This is a genomic window from Sphingomonas sp. P3_C6 (assembly GCF_056402595.1).
In genome coordinates, this window is sequence record NZ_JBFUHB010000007.1 from 21,874 (window position 1) to 39,935 (window position 18,062).

The 18,062-nt window shown below is 64.3% G+C and carries 18 protein-coding genes; 16 read left to right on the forward strand and 2 right to left on the reverse strand.

What is annotated here, in order from left to right:
- Positions 1-7: 7 nt before the first annotated feature.
- The 10 genes from kynU (at position 8) to AC1DT7_RS09790 (ending at position 10,846) form a co-directional block, all read left to right on the forward strand.
- Complete coding sequence (gene kynU / locus AC1DT7_RS09745; RefSeq protein ID WP_478035746.1) at positions 8-1,207, forward strand: kynureninase; 1,200 nt, start codon at positions 8-10, stop codon at positions 1,205-1,207.
- Positions 1,204-2,043, forward strand: coding sequence for a tryptophan 2,3-dioxygenase (gene kynA / locus AC1DT7_RS09750; RefSeq protein ID WP_478035747.1), 840 nt, complete (start codon positions 1,204-1,206; stop codon positions 2,041-2,043). The genes kynU and kynA overlap by 4 nt, the downstream gene beginning before the upstream one ends.
- Positions 2,044-2,674: 631 nt before the next feature.
- Positions 2,675-4,393, forward strand: a complete 1,719-nt coding sequence (locus AC1DT7_RS09755) for an L-lactate permease (RefSeq protein ID WP_478035748.1) — start codon at positions 2,675-2,677, stop codon at positions 4,391-4,393.
- Entirely contained in the window at positions 4,390-5,322 is a 933-nt protein-coding gene (locus AC1DT7_RS09760) for a kinase (RefSeq protein WP_478035749.1), read from the forward strand. Before AC1DT7_RS09755 ends, AC1DT7_RS09760 begins: the two co-directional genes overlap by 4 nt.
- A gap of 20 nt (positions 5,323-5,342) precedes the next feature.
- Positions 5,343-6,152, forward strand: a complete 810-nt coding sequence (otnI, locus tag AC1DT7_RS09765; RefSeq protein WP_478035750.1) for a 2-oxo-tetronate isomerase — start codon at positions 5,343-5,345, stop codon at positions 6,150-6,152.
- Positions 6,153-6,293: 141 nt separating this feature from the next.
- Positions 6,294-7,208: a 2-hydroxyacid dehydrogenase gene (locus AC1DT7_RS09770; RefSeq protein ID WP_478035751.1), complete on the forward strand. Its 915-nt coding sequence runs from the start codon at positions 6,294-6,296 to the stop codon at positions 7,206-7,208.
- A 97-nt stretch (positions 7,209-7,305) separates the two neighbouring features.
- The gene (locus AC1DT7_RS09775) at positions 7,306-8,349 is read left to right on the forward strand and encodes an HpcH/HpaI aldolase family protein (protein ID WP_478035752.1); all 1,044 of its coding nucleotides are present in this window, start codon (positions 7,306-7,308) and stop codon (positions 8,347-8,349) included.
- Between the two features lie 124 nt (positions 8,350-8,473).
- A complete protein-coding gene (locus tag AC1DT7_RS09780) occupies positions 8,474-9,439 on the forward strand; it encodes a poly(ethylene terephthalate) hydrolase family protein (protein WP_478035753.1) in 966 nt (321 codons plus the stop codon).
- A 101-nt stretch (positions 9,440-9,540) separates the two neighbouring features.
- Positions 9,541-10,212 (forward strand): TetR/AcrR family transcriptional regulator, encoded by a 672-nt coding sequence (locus AC1DT7_RS09785; protein WP_478035754.1) that lies wholly within the window; start codon positions 9,541-9,543, stop codon positions 10,210-10,212.
- A gap of 172 nt (positions 10,213-10,384) precedes the next feature.
- Positions 10,385-10,846 (forward strand): PilZ domain-containing protein, encoded by a 462-nt coding sequence (locus tag AC1DT7_RS09790; protein WP_478035755.1) that lies wholly within the window; start codon positions 10,385-10,387, stop codon positions 10,844-10,846.
- 6 nt (positions 10,847-10,852) lie between these two features.
- On the opposite strand, the gene AC1DT7_RS09795 is transcribed toward AC1DT7_RS09790, so the two are convergent.
- Positions 10,853-11,425, reverse strand: a complete 573-nt coding sequence (locus AC1DT7_RS09795; protein ID WP_478035756.1) for an aspartyl/asparaginyl beta-hydroxylase domain-containing protein — start codon at positions 11,423-11,425, stop codon at positions 10,853-10,855.
- A 121-nt stretch (positions 11,426-11,546) separates the two neighbouring features.
- Here AC1DT7_RS09795 and AC1DT7_RS09800 point away from each other — a divergent pair, with 121 nt between their 5' ends.
- The 6 genes from AC1DT7_RS09800 (at position 11,547) to AC1DT7_RS09825 (ending at position 17,602) form a co-directional block, all read left to right on the forward strand.
- A complete protein-coding gene (locus tag AC1DT7_RS09800; protein WP_478035757.1) occupies positions 11,547-12,758 on the forward strand; it encodes a hypothetical protein in 1,212 nt (403 codons plus the stop codon).
- Positions 12,755-14,662 (forward strand): asparagine synthase-related protein, encoded by a 1,908-nt coding sequence (locus AC1DT7_RS09805; RefSeq protein WP_478035758.1) that lies wholly within the window; start codon positions 12,755-12,757, stop codon positions 14,660-14,662. Before AC1DT7_RS09800 ends, AC1DT7_RS09805 begins: the two co-directional genes overlap by 4 nt.
- 707 nt (positions 14,663-15,369) lie before the next feature.
- Positions 15,370-15,894: a phage tail protein gene (locus AC1DT7_RS09810; RefSeq protein ID WP_478035759.1), complete on the forward strand. Its 525-nt coding sequence runs from the start codon at positions 15,370-15,372 to the stop codon at positions 15,892-15,894.
- Between the two features lie 35 nt (positions 15,895-15,929).
- Positions 15,930-16,466: a phage tail protein gene (locus tag AC1DT7_RS09815; RefSeq protein ID WP_478035760.1), complete on the forward strand. Its 537-nt coding sequence runs from the start codon at positions 15,930-15,932 to the stop codon at positions 16,464-16,466.
- Positions 16,467-16,480: 14 nt separating this feature from the next.
- Positions 16,481-17,029, forward strand: a complete 549-nt coding sequence (locus AC1DT7_RS09820) for a phage tail protein (protein WP_478035761.1) — start codon at positions 16,481-16,483, stop codon at positions 17,027-17,029.
- A gap of 15 nt (positions 17,030-17,044) precedes the next feature.
- A complete protein-coding gene (locus tag AC1DT7_RS09825; RefSeq protein ID WP_478035762.1) occupies positions 17,045-17,602 on the forward strand; it encodes a GNAT family N-acetyltransferase in 558 nt (185 codons plus the stop codon).
- An 83-nt stretch (positions 17,603-17,685) separates the two neighbouring features.
- Here AC1DT7_RS09825 and AC1DT7_RS09830 read toward each other — a convergent pair whose 3' ends face one another.
- Complete coding sequence (locus AC1DT7_RS09830; protein ID WP_478035763.1) at positions 17,686-17,988, reverse strand: DUF6916 family protein; 303 nt, start codon at positions 17,986-17,988, stop codon at positions 17,686-17,688.
- Positions 17,989-18,062: the final 74 nt, after the last annotated feature.

The window sequence follows — 18,062 nt, forward strand, 5'->3', positions numbered from 1 at the left end:
TGGAGACATGGCCTTGACCGATTTCGCAGCGACCCGCGCCCTGTTCCACTTGCCCACGGGGGTGATCTATCTGGACGGCAATTCGCTTGGCCCCCTGCCGCGCGCGGTCGAGCCCCGGCTGTCCGCGGCGGTCAACGCCGAATGGGGCGACCAACTGATCCGCGCCTGGAACGAGTCGGGCTGGATGACCATGCCGCGCCGCGTGGGCGATCGGGTCGGTCGGCTGATCGGTGCCGAGCCGGGCAGCGTGGTCATGGGGGATACGCTGTCGCTGAAGGTCTATCAGGCGCTCGCCTCGGCGCTCGATCTCAACCCGGAACGGCAAATCGTCCTGTCGGACAGCGGCAACTTCCCCACCGATCTCTACATGGCGGAGGGGCTGCTCGCGTCGCTCGGGCGCGATCATATGCTCAAGGTCGTGGCGCCTGAGGAAGTCGAGGGAGCGATCGACGAGACCGTCGCCGTGTTGATGCTGACCGAAGTGGATTATCGCACCGGGCGCCGCCACGACATGCCAGCCCTGATCCGCAAGGCGCACGCAGCCGGCACGATCGTCATCTGGGACCTCGCGCATTCGGCAGGCGCGCTGCCGGTCGATCTGGCGGCGGCCGATGCCGACTTCGCCGTTGGGTGCACCTATAAATATCTGAACGGCGGGCCAGGGGCACCCGCCTTCATCTATGTCGCGCCGCGCCTGGCCGACCGCGTCCGGCCGGCGCTGTCGGGCTGGATGGGCCATGAGGCGCCGTTCGCGTTCGACCTGTCCTATCGCCCGGGCACCGGGATCGAACGGATGCGGGTCGGCACGCCGCCGATCCTCGCGCTCGCCGCGCTCGATGCCGCGCTGGATGTCTGGGACGGTGTCGACCTGGCCGATGTGCGCCGCGCCTCGCTCGCCCTGGCCGACCGGTTCATCGCCGAGGTCGAGCGCCGCTGCCCCGATCTGTCGCTTGCCTCGCCGCGCGACGGCGCGGTGCGCGGCAGCCAGGTGTCGTTCAGCCATCCCGAGGGGTATGCGATCATGCAGGCGCTGATCGCGCATGGCGTGATCGGCGATTTCCGCGCGCCCGACATCCTGCGCTTCGGCCTGACCCCGCTATATATCGGCGAAGACGACATCGTCGCTGCGGTCGACATCATGCAGGAGGTGATGGATGCCAGGCTGTGGGACACGCCCGCCTATCGTACCAGAGGACTCGTGACATGAGTGACTGCCCCTATGATCCGTCGGTCGAAGGCGCGCAGATGTCGTTCGACGGGCGGATGTCCTATGGCGACTATCTTCGGCTCGGCGATATTCTCAAGGCGCAATCGCCACTGTCCGATGCCCATGACGAGATGCTGTTCATCATCCAGCATCAGACGTCCGAATTGTGGCTGAAGCTTGCGATTCACGAACTGAGTTCTGCCATCGCCGCGATCCGTGGCGACCGGCTGCAGCCGGCGTTCAAGATGCTCGCCCGCGTGTCGCGCATCTTCGAGCAGCTCAACGGCGCCTGGGACGTACTGCGCACGATGACGCCGAGCGAATATACCAGCTTCCGCGATTCACTCGGCCAGTCCTCCGGTTTCCAGTCGCACCAGTATCGGGCGATCGAATTCCTGCTCGGCAACCGCAACCTGGCGATGCTCAAGCCGCATGCGCACCGGGAAGACACGACAGCCCTGCTCGAAACCATTCTTGCCGCGCCGGGCCTGTATGACGAGACGCTGCAGCTGCTCGCCCGGAACGGCTTCGACATCGGGGCCGATGCGGAGCGCGCCGACTGGCGCACCTCGCGGGCCGAGAATGACGAAGTGCTGGCGAGCTGGGCCGCCATCTACCGCGCGCCGGAGAAGCATTGGGCGCTGTACGAGCTGGCCGAGAAACTGGTCGATCTGGAAGATTATTTCCGCCGCTGGCGCTTCAACCACGTCACGACGGTGGAACGCATCATCGGCCTGAAGCCGGGCACCGGGGGTACCGGCGGGGTATCCTATCTCAGGCGTATGCTGGACACGGTGTTGTTCCCGGAATTGTGGAAGGTCAGGACGGTTCTCTGACGGCGTCGGTGTCCGGACCGGACGTCCGGCTCACGGCGGCCGTCTGAAGACTTCGACGTCAAAATAATGACCCACTTTTTGTCCGGCTGTCTCATCCGGCGGGTAACGTCATATTCCCGAGATTTACGGGACAACCCGAGCAGACCGTGAAAATCGGACGGCCAAATCATGCGCGTTCTCAGTATATGAGTATCACGTTGTTTTGGTGCGGTTGACCGGCTCCCCGCGCCCTTGCACCAACTGTCAGGACGCCCCGCCGATACGAGCGGGATCAGTTGGCGGAGAAGAATGTGGCACGCTCAGGGGGCATCGTCGCGCATGGGCGGACTTCTGCACGCGTCCTCGCCGCTCCTCCACCGTCTTTACCACTTCGATCATTCTCCGCGACACCGCCGGGCCTAGCAATCTGATGTGTTGCCGGGCCCCTGCGCGCGCGATCCGGCCGTAGCGGCAAGGCGCTCGCATGGATGATGTGACTCCCCCCCTGAAAATCGGCCGTACATCGTGTCGGCGGCCTCGCGTTTCGCGGGATGCAGAGAATTTCAACAATGCCATTGCGTCGATAAAGCTTCGATGATCCTCAGTACCTTGTGAAGGCTTGCAGTCGTTGAAGTAAGAAAAAGGGGCTCTGATGACCTGGTCGCAAAACTACGATCCTTTCGGTTCTCCAATGCTCTCGGCACTGGTATCGGCGCTGCCGGTACTGGTCTTGCTCAGCGGAATCGGCATCTTCAAGATGCGGGCGCATATCGCCGCGCTCGCGGGGCTGGGAACGGCGCTGGTGATCGCGATTTTCGGGTTCCACATGCCGGTGGACCTTGCCGGATGGGCGGCGTTGTACGGCGCGGCTTATGGGTTGTTGCCGATCGGCTGGATCATCCTGAACATCATCTTCCTGTACAAGCTCACCAATGAGCGCGGCCAGTTCGACATCTTGCGCGATTCCATCGCGCGGGTGACCGACGACAGCCGCCTCCAGCTCTTGCTGATCGCCTTCTGCTTCGGCGCCTTTTTCGAAGGCGCGGCGGGCTTCGGGTCGCCGGTCGCGGTGACCGGAGCGATGCTGATCGGCCTCGGCTTTACGCGCCTTCAGGCATCCGGCCTCTCGCTGATCGCGAACACCGCGCCGGTGGCGTTCGGGGCGCTCGGCACGCCGATCGTCGTGCTCGGCGTATCGACCGGCCTGCCGCTCGACCAGCTGTCGGCGATGGTCGGCCGCCAGATGTTCCCCTTCGCCATCCTTGTCCCGTTCTGGTTGCTCTGGGCCTATTGCGGCTGGCGGCGCACGCTCGAAGTCGCGCCGGCCGTGCTGGTGGCGGGGCTGAGCTTCGCGATCACGCAGCTTCTGGTGTCGAACCTCCATGGTCCGTGGCTGACCGCCGTCGTGTCAGGCATCGTCTCGATCATCTCGCTGGTCACCTTCCTCCGTTTCTGGCGGCCCAAGCGCATCATGCACGTCAATGAGGCGCGTCTGACGCGCGGCGACGAACGCGCGCCGGAGGTCGTCCATACGGCGCCGGGCGGGAGTGCTATCGCGATGGAGGGCGTCAATCCCGGTACGGGCACCGCTGCGCCGGTGCATGCCACCGGCGCCCAGTTGCGCAAGGCGTGGACACCCTGGCTGATCCTCACCGTGCTCGTGTTCCTCTGGGGGCTTCCTGCGACCAAGGCCTTTCTCGACGGCATCTTCCGCCCGGCGATCGTGTTCGGCGGGCTGGACGGTGTCGTCCAGCGCGTCCCGCCGGTGGTGGCGAAGGCAGTGGTCGAGCCGGCGGTCTATAATCTCAATCTGCTCTCCGCCTCGGGCACGGCGATCCTGCTTGCCGGCCTGATCTCGGGGCTGGTGCTCGGGGCGAAGCCGCTGGAGATCGCTGCCACCTATGGGCGGGCCTTCCGGTCGGTCGTACCGTCGCTCCTGACGATCGCGGCGATGTTCGCGCTCGGCTACCTGACCCGTTTCTCCGGCGTGGATGCGACCATGGGCCTCGCCTTCGCCGCGACGGGCATGCTCTATCCCTTCTTCGGTTCGATGCTCGGCTGGCTCGGGGTGGCGGTGACCGGATCCGACACGGCGGCGAACGTCCTGTTCGGCGGCCTCCAGAAGATCACGGCCGAGCAGTTGGGCCTTTCGCCCGTGCTGATGGCGGCCGCCAACAGTACCGGCGGCGTGATGGGCAAGATGATCGATGCGCAGAGCATCGTCGTCGCCTCCACCGCAACCCAGTGGTTCGGACAGGAAGGCCGTATTCTGCGCTATGTGTTCCTGCACAGCATCGTGCTGGGCATGCTGGTGGGCGTTGTCGTGATGCTCATGGCCTATGTCTGGCCGTTCACCTTGCTGGTGCCATGAACGATCCGGCACCTGATCCGGCCCTGACCGCACGCGCTTCCCCGCCGGGTAGCGCTGCGACGGGCGAGTCCGACTGGCCGGCGCTCGACGCGGTGGAGCGCGCCGTCCTTGCGCGCATACTCTTGACCACGCGCCGGCCTTTTGTCCTTGGCCTGTGCGGCGCGCAGGGCAGCGGTAAAACGACTCTATCGGAGGCGCTCGAAACGCGTCTGAACACCGCCGGGGTGAAGACCGTCACGCTGTCGATCGACGACCTTTATCTGACAAAGGCCGAACGCGAGGCACTGGCGATAGAGGTCCACCCCCTGCTCCGCGTGCGCGGGGTACCAGGCACGCACGACCTGGGGCTCGGCTTTGCCGCCCTTGCCGCGTTGGAACTCGGCGGATCCGCAACGCTGCCCCGTTTCGACAAATCGCGTGACGACCGGGCGGAGCCGGCGCGCTGGGACATCGCCGATATCGGTACCCAGGTGCTGATCCTGGAAGGCTGGTGCGTCGGCGCGCTGCCGGAGGCGCCGGGGGCGCTCGAAAATCCGGTCAATGAACTCGAGCGGGACGAGGATTCGCAGGGGGTTTGGCGTCGCTATGTCAACGCCGCCCTGGCCGGCGACTATCAGCGGCTCTTTTCTCGCATCGATTTCCTCACCCTGCTGGCGGCCCCCGGCTTCGAGATCGTCCGGAACTGGCGCTTGCAGCAGGAGCACGCGCTGCGAGATCGTGTGGGCGCACGCGCACCGGGGGTGATGGACGACGCCCAGGTCGCGCGCTTCGTCCAGCATTATGAGCGGCTGACGCGCCATATCCTGAAGGAGATGCCTGGGCGGGCCGATCTGGTGATCGCCCTGAACGAGGACCGGTCGGCGCGGTCGATCAGCTTTCGCGAAACCGCGCGACCGGCGCACGACGCCGGGCCGGGGTATCACGATTAACGCAGGAAACAGGTCCGTTCATGATCAAGCTTGCCGCCAATCTTTCGATGATGTTCCCGGAGCTGCCTTTTCTCGAGCGGTTCGGCGCCGCCGCCGCGGCCGGCTTCAAGGGGGTCGAATATCTCTTCCCCTATGACGAGCCGGCAGCGCGTATCCGCGCCGAGCTCGATGAGCATGGCCTGGAACAGATCCTGTTCAATACGCCCGCCGGGGACTGGACCGCCGGAGATCGCGGCACGGGCGTCGATCCCGATCGGGTCGCCGAGTGCCGCGAAGGCATTGACCGGGCGATCGACTACGCCGTGGCGCTCGGTTGCCGGCAGATCCATCTGATGGCCGGGATCAAGCCGGCCGCACGCGATCTGGACGCGTGCGTCGAGACGTTCATCGGCAACCTGCAATATGCCGCCGATGCCGCTGCACCCCATGAGGTGACCATCCTGGTCGAGGCGATCAACAGCAGGGTCGACATGCCCGGTTATGTCGTCGACCGCAGTGCGAAGGCGCTGGACATCATCGGACGGGCAGGGCGCCCGAACATCCGCTTCCAGTACGACATCTACCACATGCAGATCATGGAGGGCGATCTCATCCGCAGCATCGAGCGGCTGCTAGGGCAGATCGCCCACATCCAGCTCGCCGACAATCCGGGCCGGCACGAACCCGGCACCGGCGAGATCAACTATGCCTGGCTCCTGCCGATGATCGATGCGCTTGGCTATTCGGGCTGGATCGGATGCGAATATCGCCCGGCCGGCGAGACCGTCGCGGGGCTTGGCTGGGCGAGCGCCTGGCTCGATGCGCCCAAACGTGTTTTCGTGGAGATTTGAAGAGATGCGGATCGGTTTTGTCGGGACTGGAATCGGACCAGCCCATGGTGAGCCATCTGCAGGCCACCGGGATCATTCCACCATGGTGACCGCGCTCGAGTGCCTCGCCGACCGCCAGGCCGCAATGGTGGAGAAGGCGTGATGGCGGACAAGCAGCCTGTGCTCATGCTCGTGCGCAACCCCGAGAAATGGGGACTCGAACAGCTTGGCGAGCATTTCGATCTGCGCACCGTCCCGGGCCCCGGTATCCGGGCGGCGGTGACCGGCAGTACCGAGGGGATGGACGCGGCGACGATGGACGCGTTGCCGGATCTGGAGATCGTCGCCGTCTGCGCGGTCGGATATGACCTGACCGATGTTGCGCATGCCCGCTCGCTTGGCGTCGCGGTGACCAACACGCCCGATGTGCTGACGGACGATGTGGCGGATTTGGCCATCGCGCTGATCTTCGCGACGTCGCGGCGCGTGGCGGCCCATGACCGCTATGTGCGGGACGGGAACTGGGTCAGCAGCGGAACCCCGCCGCTGACGCGCAAGGTCACGGGGCGGCGGATCGGCATTTTCGGGCTCGGCCGGATCGGCCTCGCGATCGCCCGGCGGACCGAGGCCTTTGCAGGCGAGATCGCTTATTTCAGCCGGAATCCGCGGTCCAACGTGCCCTATCGTTACGCACCGGACCTGCTCAGCCTCGCCGCATCGGTCGACATCCTGGTGGTGGCGACGTCGGGCGGCAAGGAAACCGCGAAGCTGGTCGACAAGGCGGTGATCGACGCGCTCGGGCCCGACGGCATGCTCGTCAATATCGCGCGCGGATCGGTCATCGACGAGGAGGCGCTGGCCGCGGCGCTGGTCGAGGGGCGGCTCGGCAGTGCCGGCCTCGATGTGTTCGTCGATGAGCCGAATGTGCCCGAGGCGCTGCTCGCTCTGGAGAATGTCGTGCTGCTGCCGCACCAGGGCAGCGCCACGGTCGAGACGCGCGCGGCGATGGGGCGACTGACGATCGACAATCTGGACGCCCATTTCGCCGGGCGCCCGCTGATCACGCCATTGTGGTGAGAGACCGCGAAGACCGGCCCCGCCACGCCCAGAAATCGGCAGGTGCGCGATGGTCCGCGCGCCCGCCGGGCTCCAATCATAACCAGGGGATGCTTGAATGAAACGATTGATCATGGTCGCGGCAATGTTCTTTGCGGCGTCGGCGGGCATGGCCCAGCAGGCCAGTCGTCCGGTGACGGCGGATCCCTATGCCAACAATGCCGATCCCGGGCAGTTGAAATTCCCGCTGGCCGCTGCGGCCGGGCAGGACAGCGGTGCCGCGAAAAAAGCGCCGCCGAACGCCGTGAACACCGGCCCGTTCGACGACAAGACGTGGAAATATGGTCCTAACTACAAGGCGCCGGCAGATGCCAAGTTATGGAATCCGGTGATGCAGAAGCTGGTGCAGGGGGGCAAGGTCGTCGGTGGCACCGTGTTCAGCGCGACCGATCCCGAAACCTACTGCGCTATGGCGAATGCGGGATACGACTTCATCTGGACGGAGATGCAGCACAATACGCGTGACTGGAACGAGGTCGCCCGGATGTGGGCCGCCTGCCCCCGCGCCAAGGCGGTGCCCGGCGTCCGTGTCTCGGGCACCGACGAACGCGAGATCCAGCATGCGCTCGATGCCGGCGCGCTGGTGCTGGTCGTGCCGACGATCGATAGCGTGGAAGAAGCCATCGCGGCGCGTGACTGGGCTTTCTGGCCACCGCTCGGCAAGCGCAGCGCCGGCGGCGGACAGGCGTTCGGGCCAGACATGTGGGGCAAAGTGCCCGGCGGCTACCGCGCGACCGCCAATGACAATATCGTCCTGATCCTGATGATCGAAACGCTGCAGGGCCTGAAGAACGCGGCGGCGATCGCGAAGGTGCCGGGCGTCACCGCGGTGTTCGCCGCCAGCGGTGATCTGGGCAACTTCACCGGCTATGCGCAGGGCTCGCCCGATTATGAGCGCGCGATCAATATCGTGCACGACGCGGCCCTCGCCGCGGGCAAGCGCCTGTGCGGCCCGTTGTCGTGGCGCGAGCGCCCCGACTTCACCTGCTTCCAGGGTGGCAGCGAGACGGCGGCGATCGCCCGGGGCGCCGCGGCCGAACTGGGCCCGCTCGCCAATACCCAGGCGAAAGTGGAGGTGGGGCCACTCGCCACCGGCAAGTAATCCGGCAAGTCGTGCCCTGTGGCAAGTTCGTTATCCCGATGGATAGCGAACTTGCCACTATCCTCTGCTCATGCAATCCTCCCGGCCGATCGGCGCAAAGGCCGACGACTGGAGGAGGATTGTCATGAAAAAGGCGATAGCGGTCGCGGCGGCCATCTGTGCCGCATGGTGGATTGCGCCGGCATCGGCTGGGCCGAATCTGCCGACCAAGCCGATCGAACAGAAATATTATGCCGATGGCGCCTGGACCGTCGCGCAGAGCTTCACGCCCGCAGGCTGCGATTCCAAGGGCAATGCCTGCGACATCTTCTACCCGGCCAATCTCGGCGCCAACGGGTTCCATCACCCGATCATCGTCTGGGCGAACGGATCGGGCACGACGCCGGTCCCGGCGACCACCTATGCCTATCTGCTGCGCCACCTGGCATCATGGGGCTTCGTCGTCATCGCGACGCGAGACGGGACTACCGGGACGGGCCAGACGATCATCGACAGCGCCAATTACATCAAGGCGCGCAACACTGACACCGGCAGCATCTTCTACGGCAAGCTCGACACGACGAAGATCGGTGCGATGGGGCATTCGCAGGGTGCGTCGGGCGCGATCAACGCGATGCTGAAATCGAGCGGGGCGATCCGCACCGCCGTGACCTTCCATCTGCCGCGCCAGTCCTGGTGCAACCCGGCATCCAATTGCCTGCTGACGAGCGATCTCGCCGCGGCGACGGGCGGATCGATCCTCTACGTCAGCGGATCGACCGACGTGCTGATCTCGCCCGACACGCAGATCGTTCCGCCCGGGCAGCTCAACTCGCTGACGGCCTATTACAACGCGACCCCGGCGCCGCTGCTCAAGGCGAAGGGGCTGATCAAGGGCACCGCGCACAATGACTCGCAGGGCAACCCGACCTGCGCCGGCGCTGCCTTTCCGTGCAGCAACGGCGTGCACGGCTATCTCGGCTATCCCACCGCCTGGATGATGTGGCAGCTGATGGGCGCTGTTGACGGTCGCCAGGCATTCCTTGCGTCGGGCGGCGAGATCTTCACCGAGACAACCAACTGGCAGGGCGTGGCGAGCAACATTCCCTGACCTGAGTATGACGATCGGGGTCGGGCATCGCCCGGCCCCGATCCGGCGCTTCCGCTTGGCCGGGCTTGCCGATACGGTGGCGGCGACCCGGAGGGAAAGGCGTGACGGCACCAGCATCGAGCCCAATATCGGACCCGGTTTCGGACGGGGCACCGGAATCACCTTCGATCCGCCAGCAGCGGCTGCAGAATACCGGCAAGGCGATCCTGGCGAGTGCGCTCGACCATTTTTCCCGCCGCGGCTTCGAAGGGGCGTCGCTGCGCGAGATCGCGGCCGACGCCGGTGTCCAGCACGGCATGATCCGCCATATCTACCAGACCAAGGAAGAGCTCTGGCGCCGGACGATCGCGTTCCTGTTCGATCGGATGGAGCGCGAGATGCCCGCCGGACTGACCGATGGCGAGCCGCGCGGCCTCGATGGCTTCAAGGCGTTCGTGCGCTGGTATGTCGGTTATTGCGCGCGGCATCCCGAACATGCGCGGCTGATGGTCCAGCAATCGATCCTCGAAGGACCTGGCCTCGCCTGGACCGCCGAACATTATATCGGCGCGGGCTATCGCTGGTACCGGCCGATCATCGAGCGGCTGCAGCGGCAGGGCAGCCTTCCCGACGTCGATCCGCTGACCTTCTCGCTGATGCTGACGGCCGCCTGCCAGATGCCCTATCTCCTCGCGCCCGAGATCAAGGCAGTCGCCAGGCGTGACGTTCACGCCGACGCCGAGATCGAGGCGCATGCTGAGGCCGTGATCCGGGTGTTCCTCCGGGCCGGATGAAGTCCTGAACCCGGGGAATGGCGGCTGGAGCACTGCGAAGTCGGCGCGCCCGCAAGCTGTCGGCGTCGATCGAACTATAACGGGACAGGCCGTTTATTACTGGGTCCGAAGGTAAGCCTTTGGTAATCTAAACCATCGACGGTCCGACGCCTGTTCTGGCGTTGGAGTGACGATGGCCCAGATTGCGCGCGTGTACCGTTCCGATCCGGACGAACGGCGCGGGGCGACCCGGCATACCGTGCTGGTCGATGCGACGTTGCGTGCGGCGCACGATGGCCAGCCGCTCGACGTGTTGATCTACGATCTGTCGATGACCGGCTTCAGGATGGAGACGTCCGAGGCGCTGGATCCGGAAGCGACAATCTGGATCGGCATCGCCGGCACGCGGGTCAACGCGGCGGTCGTGTCGCGGCGCGGACCCAATGGTTACGGCTGCGAATTCGTGACGCCGATCACCTTCTATCAGCTCACTGAAGCGCTGAACCCGGGGACGACCGTAGTGCCGCTCGACCAACCTGGCCGAGCCAGCCGGCTCGAAAAGGCGCCCGCGCGTATGCCTTGGAAGCGCGTGGCCCTGGTGGTGGTCGCCATCGGCGCTTTTGTCCTGGCCGTCATCTCGCTCTGGCGCGGCTGAGTGCGCTTACCGACCCGCTTCGAGCTGTTTCGTCAGCCACTCGTTGGTGACGCAGTCTACCACCAGATGGACCCGGTCGGTCGTGCCGCGATTGGCGACGCTGTGCGGATCTGACAGCCGCAGATACCAAGCGCTGCCCGCCTCCAGCGCGACGGGCACCCGGTTGACCATGAACTCGACCTGCGGGTTGGTCGTGATCGGGATATGAATCCGCGCCGTGCCCCATTCGGCGGCGAGGTCGTAATCGAAATGTTCCTTGATGATCGATCCGGGCGTCAGGCGCATCAGCCGCACCGTCTGGAGGTCGCACTGGAACCAGTCGATCGCCGCGCGGATCGTGGGCGCCATGTCGAGCAGCGGGCTACAGGCATATTCGGTGACAGAGGGGTCCGAATAAGCCTGCAGGATCGGATGGGTCGCGCCGGCGGCATAGCGAAGCGGCAGCACGCTCCAGTCGCCGTCGTAATTCTGCTTCACGAAATGATCGACCCAGGTGGCACCGCCGATCCGCGCCAAATCCTCGGCCAGCCGGTCGCCGTCGAAGGTGACGGGCAGGCGTACCCGGTCAGCGAAGATCAAGGGTGATTGGCTCTGCATTATTAGCATGATAGGCAAACCATTCAGTGCGGGCGCGATGCCCGTTTCCGGATCAGCCTATCGGCCGCGGGGGCGGTTGGAAAGAAGTCGTTCGCGGTCCTTCATGACAGACACCAGCGCTCTTGACGCGGCCGCACCGATCGACCGCTTTCGTGCCCTTTTGATGGCCGATCCCGCCTTGCAACAGCGGCTGAGCGGGATCGTGGAGCAGGAATCATTCATCGACGCGCTCATCGCCGCGGCGGCCGGGTTGGGTATCGTCGTCACGGTGGACGAAGCGCGTGCCAGCTTAAAGCCCGATCCTATCGGCGCCTGGCGTTTCAGCGGCGCACCGATCAACAGCCACATGACGCCGGAAGGCGACTGGCTGCCGGTCGCGATCGTGCCGAGCATGGGCACACTCGCGGTGGACTGGCTTCACTTCGCCGGTCACCCGCTGTCGGATTCCTTCTTCGAGGATTCGCTTCGCCGTGCGCGTAGCCTTCCGTTCAACCGGCTCGTCCGGCCCCGCACGCCGCTCCAGTCGCTCGCTGCGCCGGAGGGGGAAGCGTTACGCGTTCCAACGGGCTTCGTCTTTCACCAGTCGCGTTGCGGCTCGACTCTGGTGTCGCAGATGTTTGCGGCCGATGCGCGCAATGTCGTGGTGTCGGAAGCGCCGCCGATCGATTCGATCGTTCAGCTTGCGGCGGCGCGGACCGATGTGCCGATCGAGCAACGGGTTGACCTGCTGCGCCTGATCGTCGGCGCGCTCGGCCGCGACCGGTTGAACGGGGCGGGGCATTATGTCGTCAAGCTCGACAGCTGGCACACGCTGGCGCTGCCGCTGTTCCGGATGGCCTTCCCCGATACTCCCTGGATTTTCCTTTATCGCGATCCGGTCGAGATCCTCGTGTCCCACGCACGCATGGCCGGGGCGCAAACTGTCCCCGGCGCGCTGCCGTTCGAACCCTATGGCATCGAGAAAACGGCCGAGATGCATCCTGACGATTATGCCGCCCGCGCTCTTGGGCGTACCGCGGAGGCGGTGATCGAGAATTTCGGCTTGGGCGGCGGCATGTTGGTCAATTATGCCGAGCTGCCGGATGCGGTCGAGGCGCGCATCCTCCCGCATTTCGGCATCCTCCCCGACGAGCAGGCCAGGACAGCGCTGGCGGCCGCAGCCTGCCGCGACGCCAAGGCGCCGCTCGAACGGTTCGCCCCCGACAGCGACGCGAAACAGAAGGCCGCGAACGAAAAGCTCCGCGCCAATGCGGCACTCCATATGGACGGGCCCTATCGCCGGCTCGAAGAGCTTCGCTGCGCCGGCGAAAAATGAGCGCGATCTTCGGCATCGTCCGGTTCGACGGGCAGCCATTATCGTCCCGCGAACTCGATCGAATGGGCGCCATTCTGGCCCATCGTGGCCCCGACGGCCGGCGCACGACCATCGACGGCGCGGCAGGACTGGGGCACTGCCTGTTGCGCGTCAATCGCGAGGACTGGTCGGAGGCGCAACCCATTCAGGATGGGGAACTGACTCTCGTCGCCGACCTGCGCCTCGATAATCGAGAGGCGTTGGCGGAGCGCGTCGGCATAAAGGCGGATGCGCTCCGCGACATGTCCGACAGCGAGGTGTTGCTGGCCGCGTATCGCCACTGGGGCGAGGACTGCGTCGATCACCTGCTCGGCGATTTCGTCTTCGCCATATGGGACGCGCGATCGCGCGCGTTGCTGATGGCGCGCGACCCGATGGGTCAGCGCGGCGTCTATTTTCATCATGGCGATGGTTTCTTCGCCTTTGCCAGTGAGGTGAAGGCGCTCTGGGCGGTCGAGGGCGTACCCCGCCGCCTCTCCGACCTGGGCATTGCCCAACGGGTACTCGTGCCGCTCGATCCCAATCCGGGCGGCACGATCTATGAGGCGATCAGCACGCTCGGCGGGGGTATGGTGCTGGACCTGAACGCAAGTGGAGTGGTGTCGAAACGCACCTATTGGGAACCCCATGCCGCGCAGGAACATATCGGCCGCGACGAGCGCTATTATATCGAGGCCTATCGCGCCGTGGTGACTGAGGCGATTGCATGCCGGGTACGCCGATTGGCGGGGTCGCCCGCCCTGTGCTTCAGCGGCGGTGTCGATAGCGGTACGATCGCCGCGGTCGCCGGTCCCATCGTCGCCGCACACGGCCGTCGCATCGCCGCCATTGCCTCGGTCCTGGACGAAGGCGAGCGCCGGCTGGTTGGCAATGCTCGCGAGGCGGTGGAGGCTTTCCGTTCCTATCCGTTTCTCGATATCCATTATTATATCAGGGGCGAGGAGGGGATCTTCACCGATCTCGAGACAAGCTTCGCAATGACAGACGAGAATGCCGGAACGCCCTATGTTCGGCGCGGCATGCTCCGGATTGCGGCCTCGACCGGCGCCCGGCTCGTGCTGGACGGCCATGGTGGTGACTATACCGTCAACGTGAACGGCAAGGCGCTGCTCGGGCGGATCCTTCGCCGCGGCAGGCTTCGCGAGTTCGCCCGGGAGTTTCGCCTCCGTGTCCGGCGCACAGGCCGCACCTGGCAGCAGGTCTTGCGCCACGATGTCCTGCCAGCCCTGCTGCCCCTGCGAGCGACGTTGCTGGGGCATCTCCTGCGGCACCGGATGCCGGTATGGCGTAACCGCCCGGTCAATCCGGCATTCGCGGAGGCGATGTTCGCGGACGGCTCCATCGACCCCCGCCGGTTGCGCGATGGCCGCGTGATTCATTATCGGTGGGGTGCCTTCAGCTTGCATCATCTGCGCAAGGTGGCCGCGATGCAGCCGACCCACCCTACCCTGGCAGCAGCGCACGGCCTCGATTTCTCGCGACCCTTTCACGACAAGCGCGTGGTGGAACTTGGGCTGGCGATCCCCGAATCGCTCGAATTCCGGGACGGCTTGGAACGGCATCTGGCGCGCCATGTCTTTGCTGACATCCTGCCGGCCCGATTGTTGGCGCGTGGTCCCGGCAACGACGCCGAGGAGCCGGACATGTTCCGAATGGCAAAGGAGAGTGTCCCCGGCGCGCTCGCCGAGGCGCGGCGGCTGGATCATGACGGGCGGCTATCCCGCTATGTCGACCTGGACCGGATCGAGAAGATGGTGACAGAAGCAGATGGGACACGAAAGTCCGGACACGCGGCCATTTATACCGCAGCCCGGACGCTTGCGCTTGCGCGCTTCATCGCATGGTTCGACGCCAGCAATCGATGATCGGCAGAGGGGGCCGGGCCAGGCCCGGTTGTCAGCTAGAGGCTGTTTGGAAATTCGCGGCTGAACGATTTCAGCACCGTTAGCAACCCGCTCCCCTCCCGGCGACCCATAGGATAGCCTGGCTGGGTGGCCGGGGGCGGGCTGGTGCAGCGAAATGCGCCGTGGCGCATTTCGACAAAATCTCTATGGCCTGAAAATCAGGATCCGTATGGGCCAAAGAACGTCGTGCTGCCATCTGGCGGATTGTCGGCGACATGCGCCTCCGCGCTCTGCGCGACCGAAACGATGACGCGCGGAGTCGACCAGGGTTTGCGCGGCTCCGAAGCCGTGGCGGCGTCTGAAAGGTTGATGGCAGGCGTGATTGACGTCATGACGAACGATACCCCCATGGCGCTTTTGCACCGAAACATTTTCCTCCTGCCTTATGGCAGAACGCCAAATGCTGCGCAACAGCGTGGATCATATCCGGGTGGCGCATTTGTCCGATACGGTGCCATATAGACGCCCGCTATTTTCTCGATGAATAAATAGCACTTATTCTTCATAGAGTTGGTAACCGTGTCTCGCACTTAAGGAGACTGAGCCGACTTTGGCTGCTGTTTGCTATTGAGTCTTTGAAGCGCGCGGTTACAACCATCGCCGTCAACACTTGGGGGGCTTGGTGTTGCTGATGCTGCGCCTCCCGAACGAACGCGTGAGGGGCTGCCATGACGCAACCATATATCGGCGAAATCAGGTTCTTTGGATTCGACTTCCCCCCGCGAGGCTGGGCGACCTGTAGCGGCCAGATTCTGTCTATCGCGCAGAACCAGGCGCTTTTCTCGCTCCTCGGCACCACTTATGGCGGGAACGGCGTGCAGACCTTCTCGCTGCCCAATCTGCGATCAAGGACGCCGCTCGGTGTCGGCAGCAATGGCGGGGTCGGAACCTATGTGCTGGGCGAGATAAGCGGTCAGGAGAACGTCACGCTTCTTTCTACCCAGATTCCGCTACACAACCATAATCTGGTCGGCACGACGATGACGGCGACGCATCGCCCCCCGATCGGGCGTACTTTCGGCGCAGACACTTCCGATACTAAAGATTTCTATGCGCCGGATGGGACGCCAGTGATTCTCGATCCCGCATCGGTTCAGCCCGCCGGAAATACTCAGGCGCATCCGAATTTACAGCCATATCTGGCGCTGAATGCCTCCATCGCGCTTCAGGGACGCTTCCCGTCGCGAAATTGAGGTTTTGAGAAGCGCCGAACGGCACGGAGGATAGAATGAGCAATCCCTTTCTTGGCGAAATCAGAATGTTTGCGGGTAATTTCAACCCGCGGGGCTGGGCTTTCTGCAAAGGCCAGTTGCTGCCCATTTCGCAGAATGATGCCCTATATGCCTTGATCGGCACCACCTATGGCGGCGACGGCCAGGAAACTTTTGGCCTTCCGGACCTCCAGGGTCGGTTGCCGATCAACCAGGGCCAGGGACCGGGCCTGTCCAACTATATCATCGGTCAGAAGGGCGGGACGGAGTCGGTGACGCTGACGATCCAGCAGATGCCGGCGCATAGCCATACGCTTTCCGCGACCACGACGGTCGGAAACCAGCCGGCGCCTACCAACACGTCCTTTCCGGCGACGCTGCTCGGCACGGCCGAACTCTATGCCGTCCCTGGCGCAAACCCGCTCAAGCAGGGCGCCATGAACAACAATAGCATCAGCGCGGTGGGTGGCAATCAGCCGCACGAAAACCGGATGCCGGCACTGGTGATCAACTTCATCATCGCGCTGGAAGGCGTCTTCCCCAGCCGTAACTAATTCGGAGAGCGACCGTGACAGCACCATTCATTGGCGAGATCAGGATCTTTGGGTTCAGCTTTGCACCGCGCAACTATGCCGTGGCGCAGGGTCAGCTCCTGCCGATCTCTCAGAACACCGCGTTGTTCTCAATCCTGGGCACGACCTACGGCGGCAACGGTACGAGCAATTTTGGGCTGCCGAATTTCAGCGGCTACGCACCGATGGGTGCGGGCGACGGGGCGGGTCTTTCACCCTATGTCCTCGGCGAGATCAGTGGCACGACGACCGTCACGATAACCAGCGACGAAATGCCGACGCATAATCACACCCTTAATGCCGCCGCGCCGAATCCGTCGAATCAGGCGCAGATCGTGGGTACGCCGGCGAACAATGCCTTCCTGTCGGCTTCCGGCCCTGCGTTTGCCTATACGGCTCCACCGATAACGCCCGGAACACTCGTCAACATGGCGCCGACCGCGATCGGCCTCACCGGTGGCGGCCAGGCGCATAACAACCAGCAGCCCTATCTCGCGATGACTTTCTGCATCGCGCTGCAGGGTGTTTTCCCGCCGCGCAACTGATCAGGACTCTTCTTGGTGACATCTGACAAAGCGCCGCCGGTCTTTACGTTGCCGGCGGCGTTGCTTTCGCAGGGGTACAGCCTGCGTCCGGAGGCGGAGGACGATACCGTCTTCCTGATACAGCTCTTCGCCACGACCCGCGTAGAGGAGTTGGCGCGCATCCCTTGGAGCGACGACCAGAAATGGACGTTCATCACGCAGCAATTCGAGCTGCAGCGCCTCCACTACCGAACCTATTATGCCGATACGTCCTTCGACGTGATCGAGCATAATGGCCTGCCTGCGGGGCGCTTCTACCTCCAGGAAGTCGGCCAGTTCCGCATCATCGATATCGTGCTGATGCCTGAATGGCGCGGCAAGGGTGTCGGGACGGCGATTGTCGAGGCACTGATCGAAACCGCCCGCGCACGCGGCAAGGACATCGACATCTTTGTCGAGAAGTTCAATCCGGCGCTCGACTGGTATCGCCGCCTGGGGTTCAGGGAGTTCGACGATACGGACGTCTATCTCGAAATGCGGTGGGTCGTGGACGAAGCTGCCGCGCAAACCCCGCCCGGCACTGCCGACAGCTGAGAAAATCCCTCTTCCTGCCCATTTGCGATGGGGAGGAAGAGGAAGACTATATCATCGCAGCCATTGGCGGCGTGTGGCGTCGATCAGCTGAAGGTAGCGCAATATTGCACACCGTCGGCATCCCTGGCGGTGGGCACGATGAAGATGGCCATATCGCCCGTCACCTCATGGCGGAACTGATACATGCCCTGCGGCAGGACTTCTCCACTGCCACGAAAGATCAGGTCGAATGGAGCACGCAAATCCTGCGCGTGGCGTTTCAGCGCCTTCGCTTCCTCAAGCAGCATCGGCAGTGGCGGCAGATCCTCGGCGACGATAGCGAACATGGTTCCGACCAGCGGTTCGAAGTCGCTCAATTCCTTCTTGTCGGTGGTAACAATCGTCATTGCCTGCTCCGCTCGATCCGGCGTCCCCCGCCGCGTGACGTTGATTGAGTGCCCCAAGCGCCCGGCACAATCAA